At 74.3% G+C, this 13,760-nt stretch carries 9 protein-coding genes; 8 read left to right on the top strand and 1 reads right to left on the bottom strand.

Going from position 1 to position 13,760, the window contains the following annotated elements:
- The first annotated feature begins 16 nt into the window (after positions 1 to 16).
- Positions 17 to 2,743, top strand: coding sequence for an alpha-mannosidase (locus ACIRQ9_RS21785; RefSeq protein ID WP_404175675.1), 2,727 nt, complete (start codon positions 17 to 19; stop codon positions 2,741 to 2,743).
- Between the two features lie 4 nt (positions 2,744 to 2,747).
- A complete protein-coding gene (locus ACIRQ9_RS21780; RefSeq protein ID WP_404175672.1) occupies positions 2,748 to 5,771 on the top strand; it encodes a glycoside hydrolase family 2 TIM barrel-domain containing protein in 3,024 nt (1,007 codons plus the stop codon).
- 43 nt (positions 5,772 to 5,814) lie between these two features.
- Here the strand turns inward: ACIRQ9_RS21780 and ACIRQ9_RS21775 are convergent, their stop codons facing one another.
- Positions 5,815 to 6,987 carry a serpin family protein gene (locus ACIRQ9_RS21775; protein WP_404175669.1) on the bottom strand — a complete coding sequence of 391 codons (1,173 nt, stop codon included), beginning with the start codon at positions 6,985 to 6,987 and terminating at the stop codon, positions 5,815 to 5,817.
- 185 nt (positions 6,988 to 7,172) lie between these two features.
- Here ACIRQ9_RS21775 and ACIRQ9_RS21770 point away from each other — a divergent pair, with 185 nt between their 5' ends.
- From ACIRQ9_RS21770 to ACIRQ9_RS21745, 6 genes are all read left to right on the top strand, one after another.
- On the top strand, positions 7,173 to 8,405 hold the full coding sequence (locus ACIRQ9_RS21770) for a DUF4190 domain-containing protein (RefSeq protein WP_404175666.1): 1,233 nt from the start codon (positions 7,173 to 7,175) through the stop codon (positions 8,403 to 8,405).
- A gap of 147 nt (positions 8,406 to 8,552) precedes the next feature.
- Complete coding sequence (locus tag ACIRQ9_RS21765; protein ID WP_404175663.1) at positions 8,553 to 9,305, top strand: GntR family transcriptional regulator; 753 nt, start codon at positions 8,553 to 8,555, stop codon at positions 9,303 to 9,305.
- A gap of 302 nt (positions 9,306 to 9,607) precedes the next feature.
- Positions 9,608 to 9,808, top strand: a complete 201-nt coding sequence (locus ACIRQ9_RS21760) for an SPOR domain-containing protein (RefSeq protein WP_404175660.1) — start codon at positions 9,608 to 9,610, stop codon at positions 9,806 to 9,808.
- Positions 9,809 to 9,840: 32 nt separating this feature from the next.
- Positions 9,841 to 10,260 (top strand): (deoxy)nucleoside triphosphate pyrophosphohydrolase, encoded by a 420-nt coding sequence (locus tag ACIRQ9_RS21755; protein ID WP_404175657.1) that lies wholly within the window; start codon positions 9,841 to 9,843, stop codon positions 10,258 to 10,260.
- Between the two features lie 203 nt (positions 10,261 to 10,463).
- The gene (locus tag ACIRQ9_RS21750; protein ID WP_404175654.1) at positions 10,464 to 10,880 is read left to right on the top strand and encodes an ATP-binding protein; all 417 of its coding nucleotides are present in this window, start codon (positions 10,464 to 10,466) and stop codon (positions 10,878 to 10,880) included.
- Positions 10,881 to 11,130: 250 nt separating this feature from the next.
- Positions 11,131 to 13,719 (top strand): SpoIIE family protein phosphatase, encoded by a 2,589-nt coding sequence (locus ACIRQ9_RS21745; protein ID WP_404175651.1) that lies wholly within the window; start codon positions 11,131 to 11,133, stop codon positions 13,717 to 13,719.
- Positions 13,720 to 13,760: the final 41 nt, after the last annotated feature.

The following is a 13,760-nucleotide window of genomic DNA, read 5'->3' as shown; positions in this document are numbered from 1 at the left end:
GAAGGTGCCCTCCGTCATGCCCGACTCCGCCGTCTTCGTGCCCCACTTCCACTGGGACCGCGAATGGTACGAGCCGTTCCAGGTGTTCCGGCACCGCCTCGTCACCGCCCTCGACACCGTGCTGGCCACCGCCGACGCCGACCCGGACTTCCGGTTCACCGTCGACGGGCAGATGGCCGCCGTCGAGGACTACCTGGAGATGCGCCCGGAGAACCGCGACCGGGTCGCCGCCCTGGTCCGCGAGGGCCGGCTGGCCGTCGGGCCCTGGCTGATCCTGCTCGACGAGTTCCTGTGCACCGGCGAGACCATCGTCCGCAACCTCCAGATGGGCTGGGCGGCGGCCGAACGCCTCGGCGGGGCCATGCCCGTCGGCTACCTCCCCGACATGTTCGGCCACGTCGCGCAGATGCCGCAGATCCTGGCCCGTGCCGGCATCGAACACGCGGCCCTGTGGCGCGGGGTGCCCGGCTCCGTCGACGGCCACGCCTTCCGCTGGCGCGCCCCCGACGGCTCCGAGGTCCGCACCGAGTTCCTCTTCGACGGGTACGACAACGGACTCGACGTCCTGCTGGTGCCCGACCGGATCCGGGAGGCGCTCGCCGAGTACGCCCGGCAGACCGCCGGCCGCTGGGGCGGCGACCCGCTCCTCGCCATGGCCGGCACCGACCACAACGCGCCCGACCCGCGGCTCGCCGACTGGCTGCGCAAGGCCTCCGGCGAGCAGCGGCCGATCACCGTCGCCACCCTCGACGAGTACCTGCGCGGCCACGTCCGCGACGCGGCGACCGCCGTCGTCACCGGTGAATTGCGCAGCCATGTGCGCGGCAACATCCTGCCCGGCGTGCTCTCCGTGCGGCTCGGGCTCAAGCAGCGGATGGCGCTCGCCGAGCGGACCGTCGACCACGCCGAGCGGATGAACGCCCTGTGGTCCCGGCGCGACGAGTCGCGCTTCCTCGACCTCGCCTGGCACAAGATCATCGAGTCGACCGCGCACGACTCGGTGGTCGGCTCCGGCACCGACGAGACCTGCGACCAGGTCGCCGCCCGCCTCGCCGAGGCCGCGCAGACCGCGCGGGCGGTCCGGGACGCGGCCCTCGCCGAACGCGCCGCCCTGGTGCCGGGCGACGCGCACCTGGTCGCCAACCCGCTGCCCGTGCCCCGCACCGCCCTGGTCGAGGTGGACGTCGTCGCCGCCCCGGACGGCCGGGACCTGGTCGCGACCACCGCCGACGGCACCGTCCACCCCGTCCAGCGGATCTCCGAGGCGCCGACCGTCCTCAGCGACGAACGCCTCGACGCCGCCCGACTGGAGCGCGTGCTGCGCCGCATCCACCGCCGCGAGCTGTTCGGCCTGCTCATCGACCGCTACGACCTCACCCCGAACTCCCTGGTCTTCCACCTCGCCGAGGCGCCGGCCGGTCCCTTCGACCTGATGACGCTGCGCGGCGAGGTCGCCGCCGCGGCGGCCGCGCACCCGGGGGAGTGGCGGGTGCTGACCCTGGCCGAGGCCCGGACCACCGCCCTGGCCGCGGTCCCCGTGCCGCCCGCGGGCCTGGCCGCCTTCCGGGTCGGGCCGGCCGACCGTCCCGCCGCCCCGGCCGCGCCGCCGGTGACGGCGACGGCGGACCGCCTCGCCAACGGCCTGGTCGAGGTCGCCGTGGCCGCCGACGGCACCCTGGAGGTGACCGGCGCCGACGGCACCGTCCTGACCGGCGTCGGCCGCCTGGCCGACGGCGGCGACCGCGGCGACAGCTACAACTACGCGCCCCCGGCACACGACGTCCTGGTGTCCGAGCCGTCCCGCGTCGGCGTCGAACTCCTCGACGGCGGCCCGCTGCGGGCCAGGCTCCGCGTCACCCGCGTCTACGACTGGCCGGCCGCGCTCGCCGCCGGCGACCGCGACCGGCGCGCCGGCGACACCGTCGCGACGCCCGTGGACATGGAGGTCGAGGTCCGCGCCGGCGAGCCGTTCGTCCGGATCTCCACCGCGTTCCTCAACGGGAGCGCCGACCACCGGCTGCGCCTGCACGTGCCGCTGCCCGAACCCGTCACCGTCTCCGCGTCGGCCGGGCAGTTCGCCGTCACCGAGCGCGGGCTGACCGCCGAGGGCGGCTGGGGCGAGTACCCGCTGCCGACCTTCCCGGCCGGCTCCTTCGTGTCGGCGGGCCCGGCCACCGTCCTGCTCGACCACTCCACCGAGTACGAACTCGTCGACGACGGCTCCGCCCTCGCCCTGACCCTGCTGCGCGCCATCGGCTCGATCAGCGTCAACATCCACCCGCTGCGCGACGAACCCGCGGCGAGCGAGATCCCCGTCCCGGGCGCCCAGGACCTGGGCATGCGCATCGAGAACCGGATCGCCGTGCTGCCCTCGGCGGGCGGCTGGCGGGACGCGGACGCGGTCGCGCTCGCCGAGGAGTTCCGGGCCGGCGTCCTGGTCGCCCGCGGCACCGCGCCCGGCGGCGGCCCGCTGCCCCCGGACGCGACCGGACTGCGGGTCGAGGGCCAGGACGTCCAGGTCTCCGCCATCCGCCGGATCACTCACCCCGAGCACGGTCCCGGCACCGAGGTACGGCTGGCGGCGCTGCGGGACACCGCGTCGGACGTCCGGGTGACCGGCGACTTCACCGAGGCCACCACCGTCGACCTGCTCGGCCGGCCGGCCGGACCGGAGCCGGTCACCGAGGACGGGCTCACGCTCGCCCTCGGACCCTGGGAGATCCGCACCGTCGTCCTCCGCTAGCGGCATGACACCCCCTCACGCAGAAAGTTGTGAACTCTTGCCCTCCGAGCACTCCGCGTACGTATCGGACACCGCCCCCTGGCGTGGCGCCCTGCGCCCGGCCCGCTCGTGGCTGCACTCCGACGCCCCCGCCCTCTCGCTGAACGGAGACTGGCGCTTTCGGCTGTCGCCGACCGCGGCCGTCGCCGAGGACTTCGCGGCCGCCGGCTTCGACGACGACGGCTGGGACGGCATACCGGTGCCCGCGCACTGGGTGCTGGAGGGCGACGGCGCCTGGGGCCGGCCGATCTACACCAACATCCAGTTCCCGTTCCCGATCGACCCCCCGCACGTCCCCGACGAGAACCCCACCGGCGACTACCGCCGCCGCTTCGCCCTCCCCGACGGCTGGTCGGACGCCGAGCGGGTGCTGCTGCGCTTCGACGGCGTCGAGTCGCTGTTCAAGGTGTGGGTGAACGGCGTCGAGATCGGCAGCGCGAGCGGCAGCAGGCTCGCCCACGAGTTCGACGTGACGACCGCGGTCCGCCCCGGCGACAACGTCGTCGCCGTCCGGGTCCACCAGTGGTCGGCGGCCAGCTACCTGGAGGACCAGGACCAGTGGTGGCTGCCCGGCATCTTCCGGGACGTCACCCTCCTCGCGCGCCCGGCCGGCGGTATCGAGGACGTCTGGCTGAGGACGGGGTACGACGAGGGGCGCGGCCGGATCGAGACGGAGATCACCGCCGACCCGGGCGCCTTCCCCGTCACCCTGCGCATCCCCGAACTGGGCGTCGAGCAGGTCTGGGAGACCCCGTCCGACGTGGCGCCCGTCGAGGTGGCCGCCGTCCAGCCGTGGTCGGCCGAACAGCCCCGCCTGTACGACGCCACCGTCTCCTCGGCCGCCGAGACCGTCACCCTGCGGGCCGGCTTCCGCACCGTCGAGATCCGCGGCGACCGCTTCCTGGTCAACGGCCGCCGGGTGGTCTTCCACGGCATGAACCGGCACGAGGCCCACCCCGAGCGCGGCCGGGTCTTCGACGAGGCGCACGCCCGCGAGGACCTCGCCCGGATGAAGCGGTTCAACGTGAACGCCATCCGCACCAGCCACTACCCGCCGCACCCGCGGCTGCTCGACCTCGCCGACGAACTCGGCTTCTGGGTCGTCCTCGAATGCGACCTGGAGACCCACGGCTTCGACCGCGTCGGCTGGACCGGCAACCCCACCGACGACCCGGCCTGGCGCACGGCCTGCCTGGACCGGATCGAACGCACCGTGGAACGCGACAAGAACCACCCCGGTGTCGTGATGTGGTCGCTCGGCAACGAGGCCGGGACCGGCGCCAACCTCGCCGCCATGGCGGCCTGGACGCACGCCCGCGACCCGGAGCGCCCCGTGCACTACGAGGGCGACTACACCGGCGACTACACCGACGTGTACTCCCGGATGTACGCGACGGTGCCGGAGGCCGAGCAGATCGGCACCGACGGCTCCGACGCCCCGCTGCTGGGCTGCACCCCGGCCCAGGGCACCCGCCAGCGCACCAAGCCGTTCCTGCTGTGCGAGTACGCCCACGCGATGGGCAACGGGCCCGGCGCCCTCGACCAGTACGAGGAACTCGTCCACCGGTACCCCCGGCTGCACGGCGGGTTCGTCTGGGAGTGGCGCGACCACGGCATCCTGGCCAGGACCGCCGACGGCACGCCGTACTACGCCTACGGCGGCGACTTCGGCGAGGTCGTGCACGACGGCAACTTCGTCATGGACGGCATGGTGCTCAGCGACGACGTGCCCACGCCCGGCCTGCACGAGTTCAAGGCGGTCGTCCAGCCGATCCGGTTCGCCTTCGACGGCGACCGGCTCACCGTCACCAACCTGCGGCACTCGGCGGACACCTCCGACCTGGACTTCCGCTGGCGCGTCGAGCACGACGGCACCGTCGTCGCCTCCGGCGCGCTGGAGGTCGCACCGGTGGCCGCGGGCGAGTCCGCGGCGGTGCCGCTGCCCGCCGTCCCTCTCGCCCGGGACGCCGAGACCTGGCTGACGGTCGAGGCGGTGCTGGCGGCCGCGACCGCCTGGGCCCCCGCGGGACACGAGGTCGCCACCGCCCAGCAGGACCGCTCGGCGCGGCGGCCCGTGCCCGCCGTCCGGCGCCGGACGGGCTGGCTGCCGGACGAGGGCACGTTCGCCCTCGGCATCGCCGAGTTCACCGGCGGCTCCCTGACCCGGCTCGCCGGCCGCGCCGTGACCGGTCCGCGCCTGGAACTGTTCCGGGCGCCGACCGACAACGACGAGGGCACCTCCGACCGCCTGGAGGGCAGCGACGACGCCCTGCCCGAGGTCTCCAGCGCCATGCTGTGGCGCCGCGACGGACTCGACCGGCTGACCGCGCGGCGGATCGCGGTGGCCCGCACCGCGGACGCCCTGCGCACCGTCGACCGGGTCTCCGCCGCGCACTCCGCGCTGTCGGTGGTGGTGGAGTCCGTGTGGTCCGTCGAGGACGGCGAGCTGGAACTGCGCGTGGAGATCGAGCCCGCGCGCGGCTGGCGGACGGTGTGGCCGCGGATCGGCGTGCGCTTCGAACTGCCCGACGGGACGGCCCCGGTGGACGGCGCCGACTGGTTCGGTCTCGGCCCGCACGAGTCGTACCCGGACAGCCTCCGCGCGGCCCGCACCGGCCGCCACCGCGCCGCCGTCGAGGACCTCGCGGCCGGCTACGCCCGGCCCCAGGAGACCGGCCACCGCTCCGGGCTGCGCCGGCTCACGCTGACCAGCGCCGGCACGCAGGTGCTGCACCTGACGGCGCTGCCCGACACCCGGGGGCGGCGCCCCGGCTTCACCCTGGCCCGGCACACCCCCCAGCAGCTCGCCCGCGCCGCCCATCCCCACGAGCTCCCGGAGTCCGCCACCAGCCACCTGATCATCGACGCGGCCCAGCACGGACTCGGCTCCCGGGCCTGCGGACCGGACGTGTGGCCGGAGTTCGCGCTGCGCCCCGAGGCCCGCACGCTCCGGCTGCGCATCACCGGCACCGCCCCGCGGGAGAGGTGACGCCCCGCCCGCGCGGCCGCCGCCCGTCCGGCCGCGCGGGCGGTCAGCCCGCCGTCGTCGGGTCCGTGACCCAGCCCGCCGTCAGGACCAGACGGCTCTCGCGGTGCACGGCGAGGAAGCCGAACGGGCGGTCCAGGACGGCGCGTACGACGGTCGACTCGTGCCGGTACCGCGGCGGTCCGCCGCCCGGCGTCGCCCGTACGGCCGTCACCGCGGCGGCCCGGAAGCCCAGCGGACCGAACTCCGCGACCACGGACTGCCCGGCCGCGCCGACGGCCAGCGGCGCGGCGCTGATGCCGGGGAAGTGGCCCTCGCGGGTGCCGGCGGCCGTGGAGAGGCCGAACAGGCCGTGCAGTTGCAGCAGATCGTGGTCCGCGCGCACCTGGAAGCCGACGGTCGTCACGTCCAGCCGTACCGGGTCCGGGGTCGCCGACGGCTGCCGCTCCACGGTCACGCCGGGCCCGGCCGGCCCGTACGGGAGCGCGCCGCCGGTCGTCACCGGCAGCGCGCGCTCCAGGACGCCGATGCCGGTCCGCAGCACCTGTCCGGGCGCCATGCCCTCCTCGCCGAGCAGCAGATGCACGTCGAGGGCGTTGCCGCCGGGCACCTTCACCGTGGTGACGTGCCCGTCCGGGCCCTCGGTCACCCCGATCCGGTCCGTGCGCACGCTGCTGCGGCGCAGGCCGGCCAGGGTGCGGCCCTGCCAGGGGCCGGCGCCGGGCCGCAGCACGGTCTCCTCGAACGGCTGCCGCCAGTCGGTGTGCAGGGCCAGCGCGGTCGCCAGCACCAGGCGCGCGCCCTCCGTCAGCTTGACCGGCATCCGGCCGACCAGCCCCTCGGTACGCCTGGCCGCCCAGGCGTCCAGCGCCTCCTGGGAGGCCGCGGGATCGGCGCCGAGCACCCCGTGCGCGTCGGCGGGCAGTCCGGCCGCCCACGGCTCGCGCAGCTCCAGCGCGCGGTCGGTCCACAGTCCCAGGGCCGCCCCGACACCGTGCATCGAGGCGAGCCCGGCCAGTAACTCCCGGGCACCGGCCGCGGCCTGGTCGGGCGGCAGGCCGACCGCGCGGGTCAGTTCGTCCCGGGCGGGGCCTTCCGCCCCGTCGGCGAGGAAGGCCAGCAGCGGCCAGACGCCGGCGGCCGAGAAGACCGTCCCCCCTCTGGTCCGCTGCGCCCACGCCGCGGTGAGCGCGTTGGCGGCGCCGACGGTCTCGTTCATTCGTCGTCCTCCCAGGAGTACTCGGCCGGTGGCGGCAGGGACCGGCCCGGACGGTGACGTGCGCGACCGCGGCGCCCGCCCTCGTTCCGCCCCCGTTCGCGGCGCGCTTACGATGCGCGCAGTCGTACGTCAGTTCAGCCGTCCGTCACACGCGGCCAGACGCCCCCTCAGGAAGCACGGTACCGGTGTCCATACCTCCGCCCCCCGGCCCCCAGCAGCCGCAAGGGCCCTACCAGCCGCCGCAGGCGGGCCCGGCGCAGTACCCGCAGTACCCGCAGCCGCAGTACCCGCAGGGGCCGTACGGGCCGCAGCCGCCGTACCCGTCGCCGTACCAGCCCTGGGGGCAGGGCTATGGCCCCTACGCCGTCCCGGCGCCCGTCAACGGCCTCGCCATCGCCTCCCTCGTGCTCGGGCTGCTGTGCTGCCTGCCGGGGGTCGGGCTGGTGCTGGGACTGGTCGCCCTGAGCCAGATCCGCAGGCGCGGTGAGCGCGGCAGGGCGATGGCGGTCGTCGGGTCGCTGCTCTCCGCGGCCGGACTCGCCGTGGTGGTGCTGGCGCTCGTGACCGGCGGCGCCGGCGACTTCTGGCGGGGCGTCAAGGAGGGCGCGAGCGAGAGCTCCAGCCTCTCGCTGTCCACCGGCGACTGCTTCGACACCCCCGGCGGCGCCCTCACCGGCGAGCTGGTCAGCCACGTCACGCACGTCGGCTGCGACGACGCGCACGACGGCGAGGTCTTCGCCACCTACGACCTCAAGGGCACCGGCTACCCGGGCGACGACGCGTCCGGCACGTCCGCGGACCGCCGCTGCTACGCCCTGGAGGACACCTACGCCTTCGACCTGTGGGCCGTCCCCGACGACGTCGCCGTGTACTACTTCACGCCCAGCGAGGACAGTTGGGCCACCGGCGACCGCAGCGTGATCTGCGCCTTCGGCAGTGCCACGAAGGGGAAGAAGCTCACCAGCTCCTACCACGCGGGCGCCGACTCCTACGCCCCCGAACAGGTTGCCTACCTCAAGGCCGCGCACCTGCTGAACGCCGCCCTGGACACCGCGCCGGACTCCGCGTACGTCGAGGACGACCTGCCCGGCAACAAGGCGTGGGCGGGCCGGGTCTCCACGGCCCTCGGCAAGCAGGCCGCCATGCTGCGCTCGTACGAGTGGTCCGCGCGGACCGAGCAGCCGGTCCACGCCCTCGCCGCAGGCCTCGACAGGGCGCGCGCGGAGTGGGCGAAGGCGGCGAAGGCGACGGATGCCGACGCCTTCTACACGCACTATGACAAGGGGTACAAGCTGATCGATCCGCACCGTACGGTGACGGTGCGCGATGCTCTGGGCCTCTTCACGGTCCCGCCCGCCTACGAGGACGGCGGCGGCGACTCCGGGGGCGAGGGAAGTGGCTCCGGCATGCAGGTGTGATCACGGCCATAGCGGGGAGAAAGTGCCTGCGTAAAGCGTTTCCGGGCCGCGTGTCATCACATCGAGTGATTCTCTGGCCTTTGCTTGCACGGCGGAACCCACGGTTGCCAGGCTGTTGCTGTCTGTACAACCTGATGGGAGCGGCCTGTGACTTTCGGTGAACAGCCGGCGTATCTGCGAGTCGCGGGTGATCTCCGCAAGAAGATCGCCGACGGTTCGCTGCCCCCGCACACCCGGCTGCCCTCCCAGGCCCGCATCCGCGAGGAGTACGGCGTCTCCGACACCGTCGCCCTGGAGGCCCGCAAGGTACTGATGGCCGAGGGGCTGGTCGAGGGCCGCTCCGGCTCCGGCACCTACGTGCGGGAGCGGCCGGTGCCCCGGCGGGTGGCCCGCTCCGGGTTCCGCCCGGTCGGCGGCGCCACCCCGTTCCGCCAGGAGCAGTCGGAGGCGGCCGCGCGCGGCACCTGGGAGTCCAGCAGCGAACAGGCCCTGGCCGGCGCCGTGATCGCCGAACGGCTCGGCATCCAGACCGGTGACCGGGTGATGCGCACCCGCTACCTGTTCCGGGACGCGGGCGAGCCGATGATGCTCTCCACCTCCTGGGAGCCCCTCGCCGTCACCGGCCGCACCCCCGTGATGCTGCCCGAGGAGGGACCCCTGGGCGGCATGGGCGTGGTCGAGCGGATGCGGGCCATCGACGTCATCGTGGACAACGTCACCGAGGAGGTGGGCGCCCGCCCCGGCCTCGCCGAGGAACTGCTCACCCTGGGCGGCGTCCCCGGCCACGTGGTGCTGGTGATCCAGCGGACGTACTACGCCTCCGGCCGCGCGGTGGAGACCGCGGACGTCGTCATCCCCGCCGACCGCTACCGCGTCGCGTACCACCTGCCCGTGAAGTAGCGCACACCCTCGCGGTAGTTGACGACTTCACCGTCTCTGTCGGGATCCGGACCGGGCCGTCGCGATCCGGCCGTTCTCCCAGGTCGTCCGGCCTCTCCACGGCATGCCCGCGACGCGGGACACCGCCTCTGCGCACGGCGCACTCGTCATCGTGCGCCCCCGCCGTTCTGGCTGGTTGCGTACCTCTTTGTGAAAAGGCGTATTCGCTGCGTGAAGGTTAGGCGTACGCTCGGGCATATGCGGAGTGCGGTTTCCTTGGCTGGGCGGGGACGGGCGGGAGCCGGGAGAGACGGAGGGGCGCGATGACGGAAGGCACGGTCTCTCTCCCGTGGCTCGTCATACGGCAGGACGACAACGGCAATCGCTACCGGGTCGGCCGGTACGCGACCCGGGCCGAGGCGCAGAAGATCGCCGACAGCCTCGACGACCGCGGGCACAAGCAGCTCTACTGGGTCGAGCGCATCGGCTTCGCCAACGGCAGCGGTGGCGGCACGCGCAACTGACGTCCCCACCGCCTCCCCGTAGGCTCCGGGCCATGAGTGAACGGATCGTGGTGGTCGCGGCCGCCCTGCTGGACGCCGGCCGCCTGCTCGCCGCCCGCCGCAGCGCGCCCCCGGACCTGGCCGGCCGCTGGGAACTGCCCGGAGGCAAGGTGGAGCCCGGTGAGAGCCCCGAAGCCGCCCTGGTGCGCGAACTCCGCGAGGAGTTGGGCGTCGCCGCCGAGGCCGTGGCCCGGGTGCCGGGGGAGTGGCCGCTGCGGGAACCGTACGTCCTGCGGGTGTGGACCGTCCGCCTGCGTTCCGGCTCCGCCGCCCCCGAACCCCTCCAGGACCACGACCGCCTGCGCTGGCTGGCCCCGGACGAACTCTGGGACGTGGACTGGCTCGACCAGGACGTGCCGGCGGTGCGCGAGGTGGCCGGCCTGCTGGAAGCGGTGCGGAACACCGCCGGATAGGGGCGTGCGACCGGCCGCCGCGCGCCGCCGGCTGCCCGGCGTCCGCAGCTCCCCGCCCCTCGGGGCGCTCGCCCGCCGGCGTAAGCCGTTCGTGCCACAGTGCACCCTCCCGCGCGGTACTGCCCCCCAGTAATCGGGTATGTGCCCATTAACCCCATGAAACCGGACAGGTCCGGGCTCGTCACCGGGGAAGCGACTGGGAAGTGATCGGTGTGATCGACACCGAAGGTGGCACCGTCGAGTGGACCTTTCCCGCGGAACCGGGCGCCGTGCGCACGGCCCGGACCGCGGTCCGTGACCAACTGGCCGGCTGGGGCCTGGGCACCCTCGCCGACCTCACCGCCCTGCTGGTCAGCGAGCTGGTCACCAACTCGCTCAGACATGCCACCGGCCCCATCGGCGTCCGCCTGGTCCGCCCCGCCGACCTCGCCGACACCCTCCGGGTGGAGGTCTCCGACCCGCTCCCCGACCCGCCCCGCGAGCGCGCCGCCGGGCCCGACGACGAGAGCGGCCGCGGCCTCCAACTGGTCGCCGGGTCCTCGCGGAGCTGGGGGACCCGGCCCGGCGGCACCGGCAAGACCGTCTGGTTCGAGCTGGCGGTTCCCGGCCGGACGGCGTGACAGGGGTGTACACGCAGTGCTACGTCGTCCACTCTCGGGAGTGGCCTCGGAACGGGTGCCGGAACGGGTGGTTCGGGGGCGTGTTCCCTGGTTAGAAGACTGGAAGTGTTGTCACGGACCGGTCCGGAAAACGTCGGGACCGTGCTGTGATCGTGAACACCGTGTCAGGCGGCGCCGTAGTGCTGGATACTGCGGGCAGCCGCCTCCGGTGACCGGTGCCGGATGCGGTGAGCTGGAGGGGACGGTTCGCGTGAGCGAGATACCAGCTGAGGCCACGGAGTCCGAGGACCCGTCGGACGGCGCGAGGGCAGGGACCGCGGAGGCGACCGCGGCCCCGGGCGACGCCGTGTGGCAGAGCAGCCCACCCGGCTCGATCTACGACTACATCAAGGTCGCCTCGTTCTCCATCGGCGCCGGCGGCCTGGTCGACCAGTGGAGCCTGCGCGCCGAGCAGCTCTTCGGCATCCCCGCGGAGCGTGCCGTCGGCATGGACCCCATCGAGGCGTTCGTCGACTCCGACCTGCGCGAACGCGGCCAGCGGAAGATGGCCGAGATCCTGGACGGGCGGGAGTGGACCGGCGTGGTCCCCTTCCGGATGCCCGACACGCCGGACGGCGACCGCGGCGAGGAAGGCCTCGCCGAGGTCTACGTCATGCCCACCCGCACCTCCGAGGGCGAGAACGCGGCCGTGTGCATCGTGGTCGACGTCCGCACCCTGCGCAGCATCGAGACCGACCTCGCCGCCTCGCAGTCGATATTCGGTCAATCTCCGTTCGGCTTCCTGCTGATCGACCCCGACCTGCGGATCCGCCGGGCCAACGTGCGGTTCTCCTCGATCTTCGGCGGCAGCCCCGACGACCACCGCGGCAAGGGCGTCCACGACTATCTGCCGCGCTCGGAGGCCGAGCGGGTCGCGGCCACCATGCGACGGGTCCTGGAGACCGGCAACTCCATCACGGACATGCACGTCACGGGCTTCGTGCCGGGCTCCGAGGAGCGCCGGCACTGGTCCATCAACCTCTACCGGGTGCACAGCGGCACCGGCCGGCCCATCGGCATCGCCTGGCTCGGCCTGGACATCACCGCCCGCCGCGCCGCCGCCCGCGAGGCCGCCGCCGCCCGGCGCAATCTCGCCCTCCTCAACGAGGCCGGCGCCCGCATCGGCAACTCCCTCGACCTGGAGACCACCGCCCGCGAACTCCTCGACGTGGTCGTGCCCGGCTTCTGCGACCTCGCCACCGTCGACCTCTACCAGGGCCTGCTGGCGGGCGACGAGCGGCCGCCCGGCCACTCCGACGGGAGCGCGGAGCTGCGCCGGGTCGCGTTCGCCAGCGCGGTCTCCGACGCGCCCTTCGTGGGCGGCGGCGCCCCGGTCGCCGTCGGCGCGGTCCACCACTACCCCTTCAACTCGCCGTGCGCGGACGCCCTGCGCACCGCCCGCCCGCAGCACGTGCCGGCCGAGGAGGGCGGGCTCGTCCAGTCCACCCTCGCCGTCCCGATGGTCGCCCACGACACGGTCGTCGGCCTCGCCCAGTTCGCCCGCACCAAGGGCAGCGAGCCGTTCGGCGACCGCGACCGCGATCTCGCCGTCGAACTGGCCGCACGCGCCGCGGTCTGCATCGACAACGCGCGCCTGTACCGCCGTGAGCACGAACGCGCGTTGATACTGCAGCGGTCCCTGCTGCCGCCCGGCGACCCCGAGGCGTCCGGCCTCGACATCGCCTGCCGCTACCTGCCGGGCAACGCGGCGACCGAGGTCGGCGGCGACTGGTTCGACGTCATCGAACTCCCCGGCCACCGCACGGCGCTGGTGGTCGGCGACGTCATGGGCCGCGGCCTGCGCGCGGCCGTCGCCATGGGTGAACTGCGCACCGCCGTCCGCACGCTGGCCCTGCTCGACCTCGAACCGGCCGAGGTCCTCTCGGCGCTGGACGAGATCGCCCGCGGCCTCGGCACCCCCGGCGGCGTCCAGCAGGCCACCCGGACGGGCCGCCAGCCCCGCGACGCCGACCTCTCCGAGGTGTACCTGGCGACCTGCGTGTACGCGGTCTACGACTCCGTCACCCGGCGCTGCACGTTCGCCAACGCCGGCCACCTGCCGCCGGTCCTGGTGGAACCGGGCGAGGACGCGCTGATGCTCGACGTGCCGCCCGGCATGCCGCTCGGCGTCGGCGGCGAGCCCTTCGAGGAGGTCGAGGTCGAACTCCCCGAGGGGGCGCTCCTCGCCCTCTACACGGACGGCCTCGTCGAGTCCCGCGACCATCCCCTGGACGAGGGGCTCCAGGCGTTCGTCGGAGCCCTCACCGACCCCTCGCAGCCCCTTGAGGACGTCTGCGACCACGTCCTGAACACCCTCGACACGCACCACGGCGAGGACGACATCGCGCTGCTGATGGCACGTGTCCAGGGGCTGCCCGTGGAGTCGGTCGGCGACTGGACGCTGCCGCGCGAGCCGCGCAGCGTGGGCCGCGCCCGGGAGTACGCGCGCGGACGGTTGCTCGGCTGGGACCTGGAGCCGCTGGTCGACACGGCCGAGCTGCTGGTCAGTGAGCTGGTCACCAACGCGCTGCGGTACGGCGAGGGGGAGATACGGCTGCGGCTGCTGCTCGACCGGACGCTGGTGTGCGAGGTGTGGGACTCCGGTCTGGTCCAGCCCCGGCGGCGGCGCGCCCGTGACACCGACGAGGGGGGGCGGGGGCTGCAGCTGGTCGGGCTGCTGAGCGCGGCGTGGGGCTCGCGGCGGACGCCCCGCGGGAAGACGGTGTGGTTCGAACTTCCCCTGCCGGACGGCGAAACAGGGCTGACCGACCCGGCGGAGGCCCTGCTGAGCCTGTTCTGACCCCGCGCCCCCCGGGGGTGGCCACGGCCGGTTCACGGGTG

This window comes from Streptomyces sp. NPDC101237, assembly GCF_044767465.1.
Lineage (GTDB): Bacteria > Actinomycetota > Actinomycetes > Streptomycetales > Streptomycetaceae > Streptomyces > Streptomyces gramineus.
This window is presented reverse-complemented; position numbering and strand designations above follow the sequence as displayed.

Bases quoted from the DNA above. Each gene is read 5' to 3' on its own strand.
- ACIRQ9_RS21785 (WP_404175675.1), top strand. From the start codon at position 17: ATGCCCGACTCCGCCGTCTTCGTGCCCCACTTCCACTGGGACCGCGAA.
- ACIRQ9_RS21780 (WP_404175672.1), top strand. From the start codon at position 2,748: ATGACACCCCCTCACGCAGAAAGTTGTGAACTCTTGCCCTCCGAGCAC.
- ACIRQ9_RS21775 (WP_404175669.1), bottom strand. From the start codon at position 6,987: ATGAACGAGACCGTCGGCGCCGCCAACGCGCTCACCGCGGCGTGGGCG.
- ACIRQ9_RS21760 (WP_404175660.1), top strand. From the start codon at position 9,608: ATGACGGAAGGCACGGTCTCTCTCCCGTGGCTCGTCATACGGCAGGAC.
- ACIRQ9_RS21755 (WP_404175657.1), top strand. From the start codon at position 9,841: ATGAGTGAACGGATCGTGGTGGTCGCGGCCGCCCTGCTGGACGCCGGC.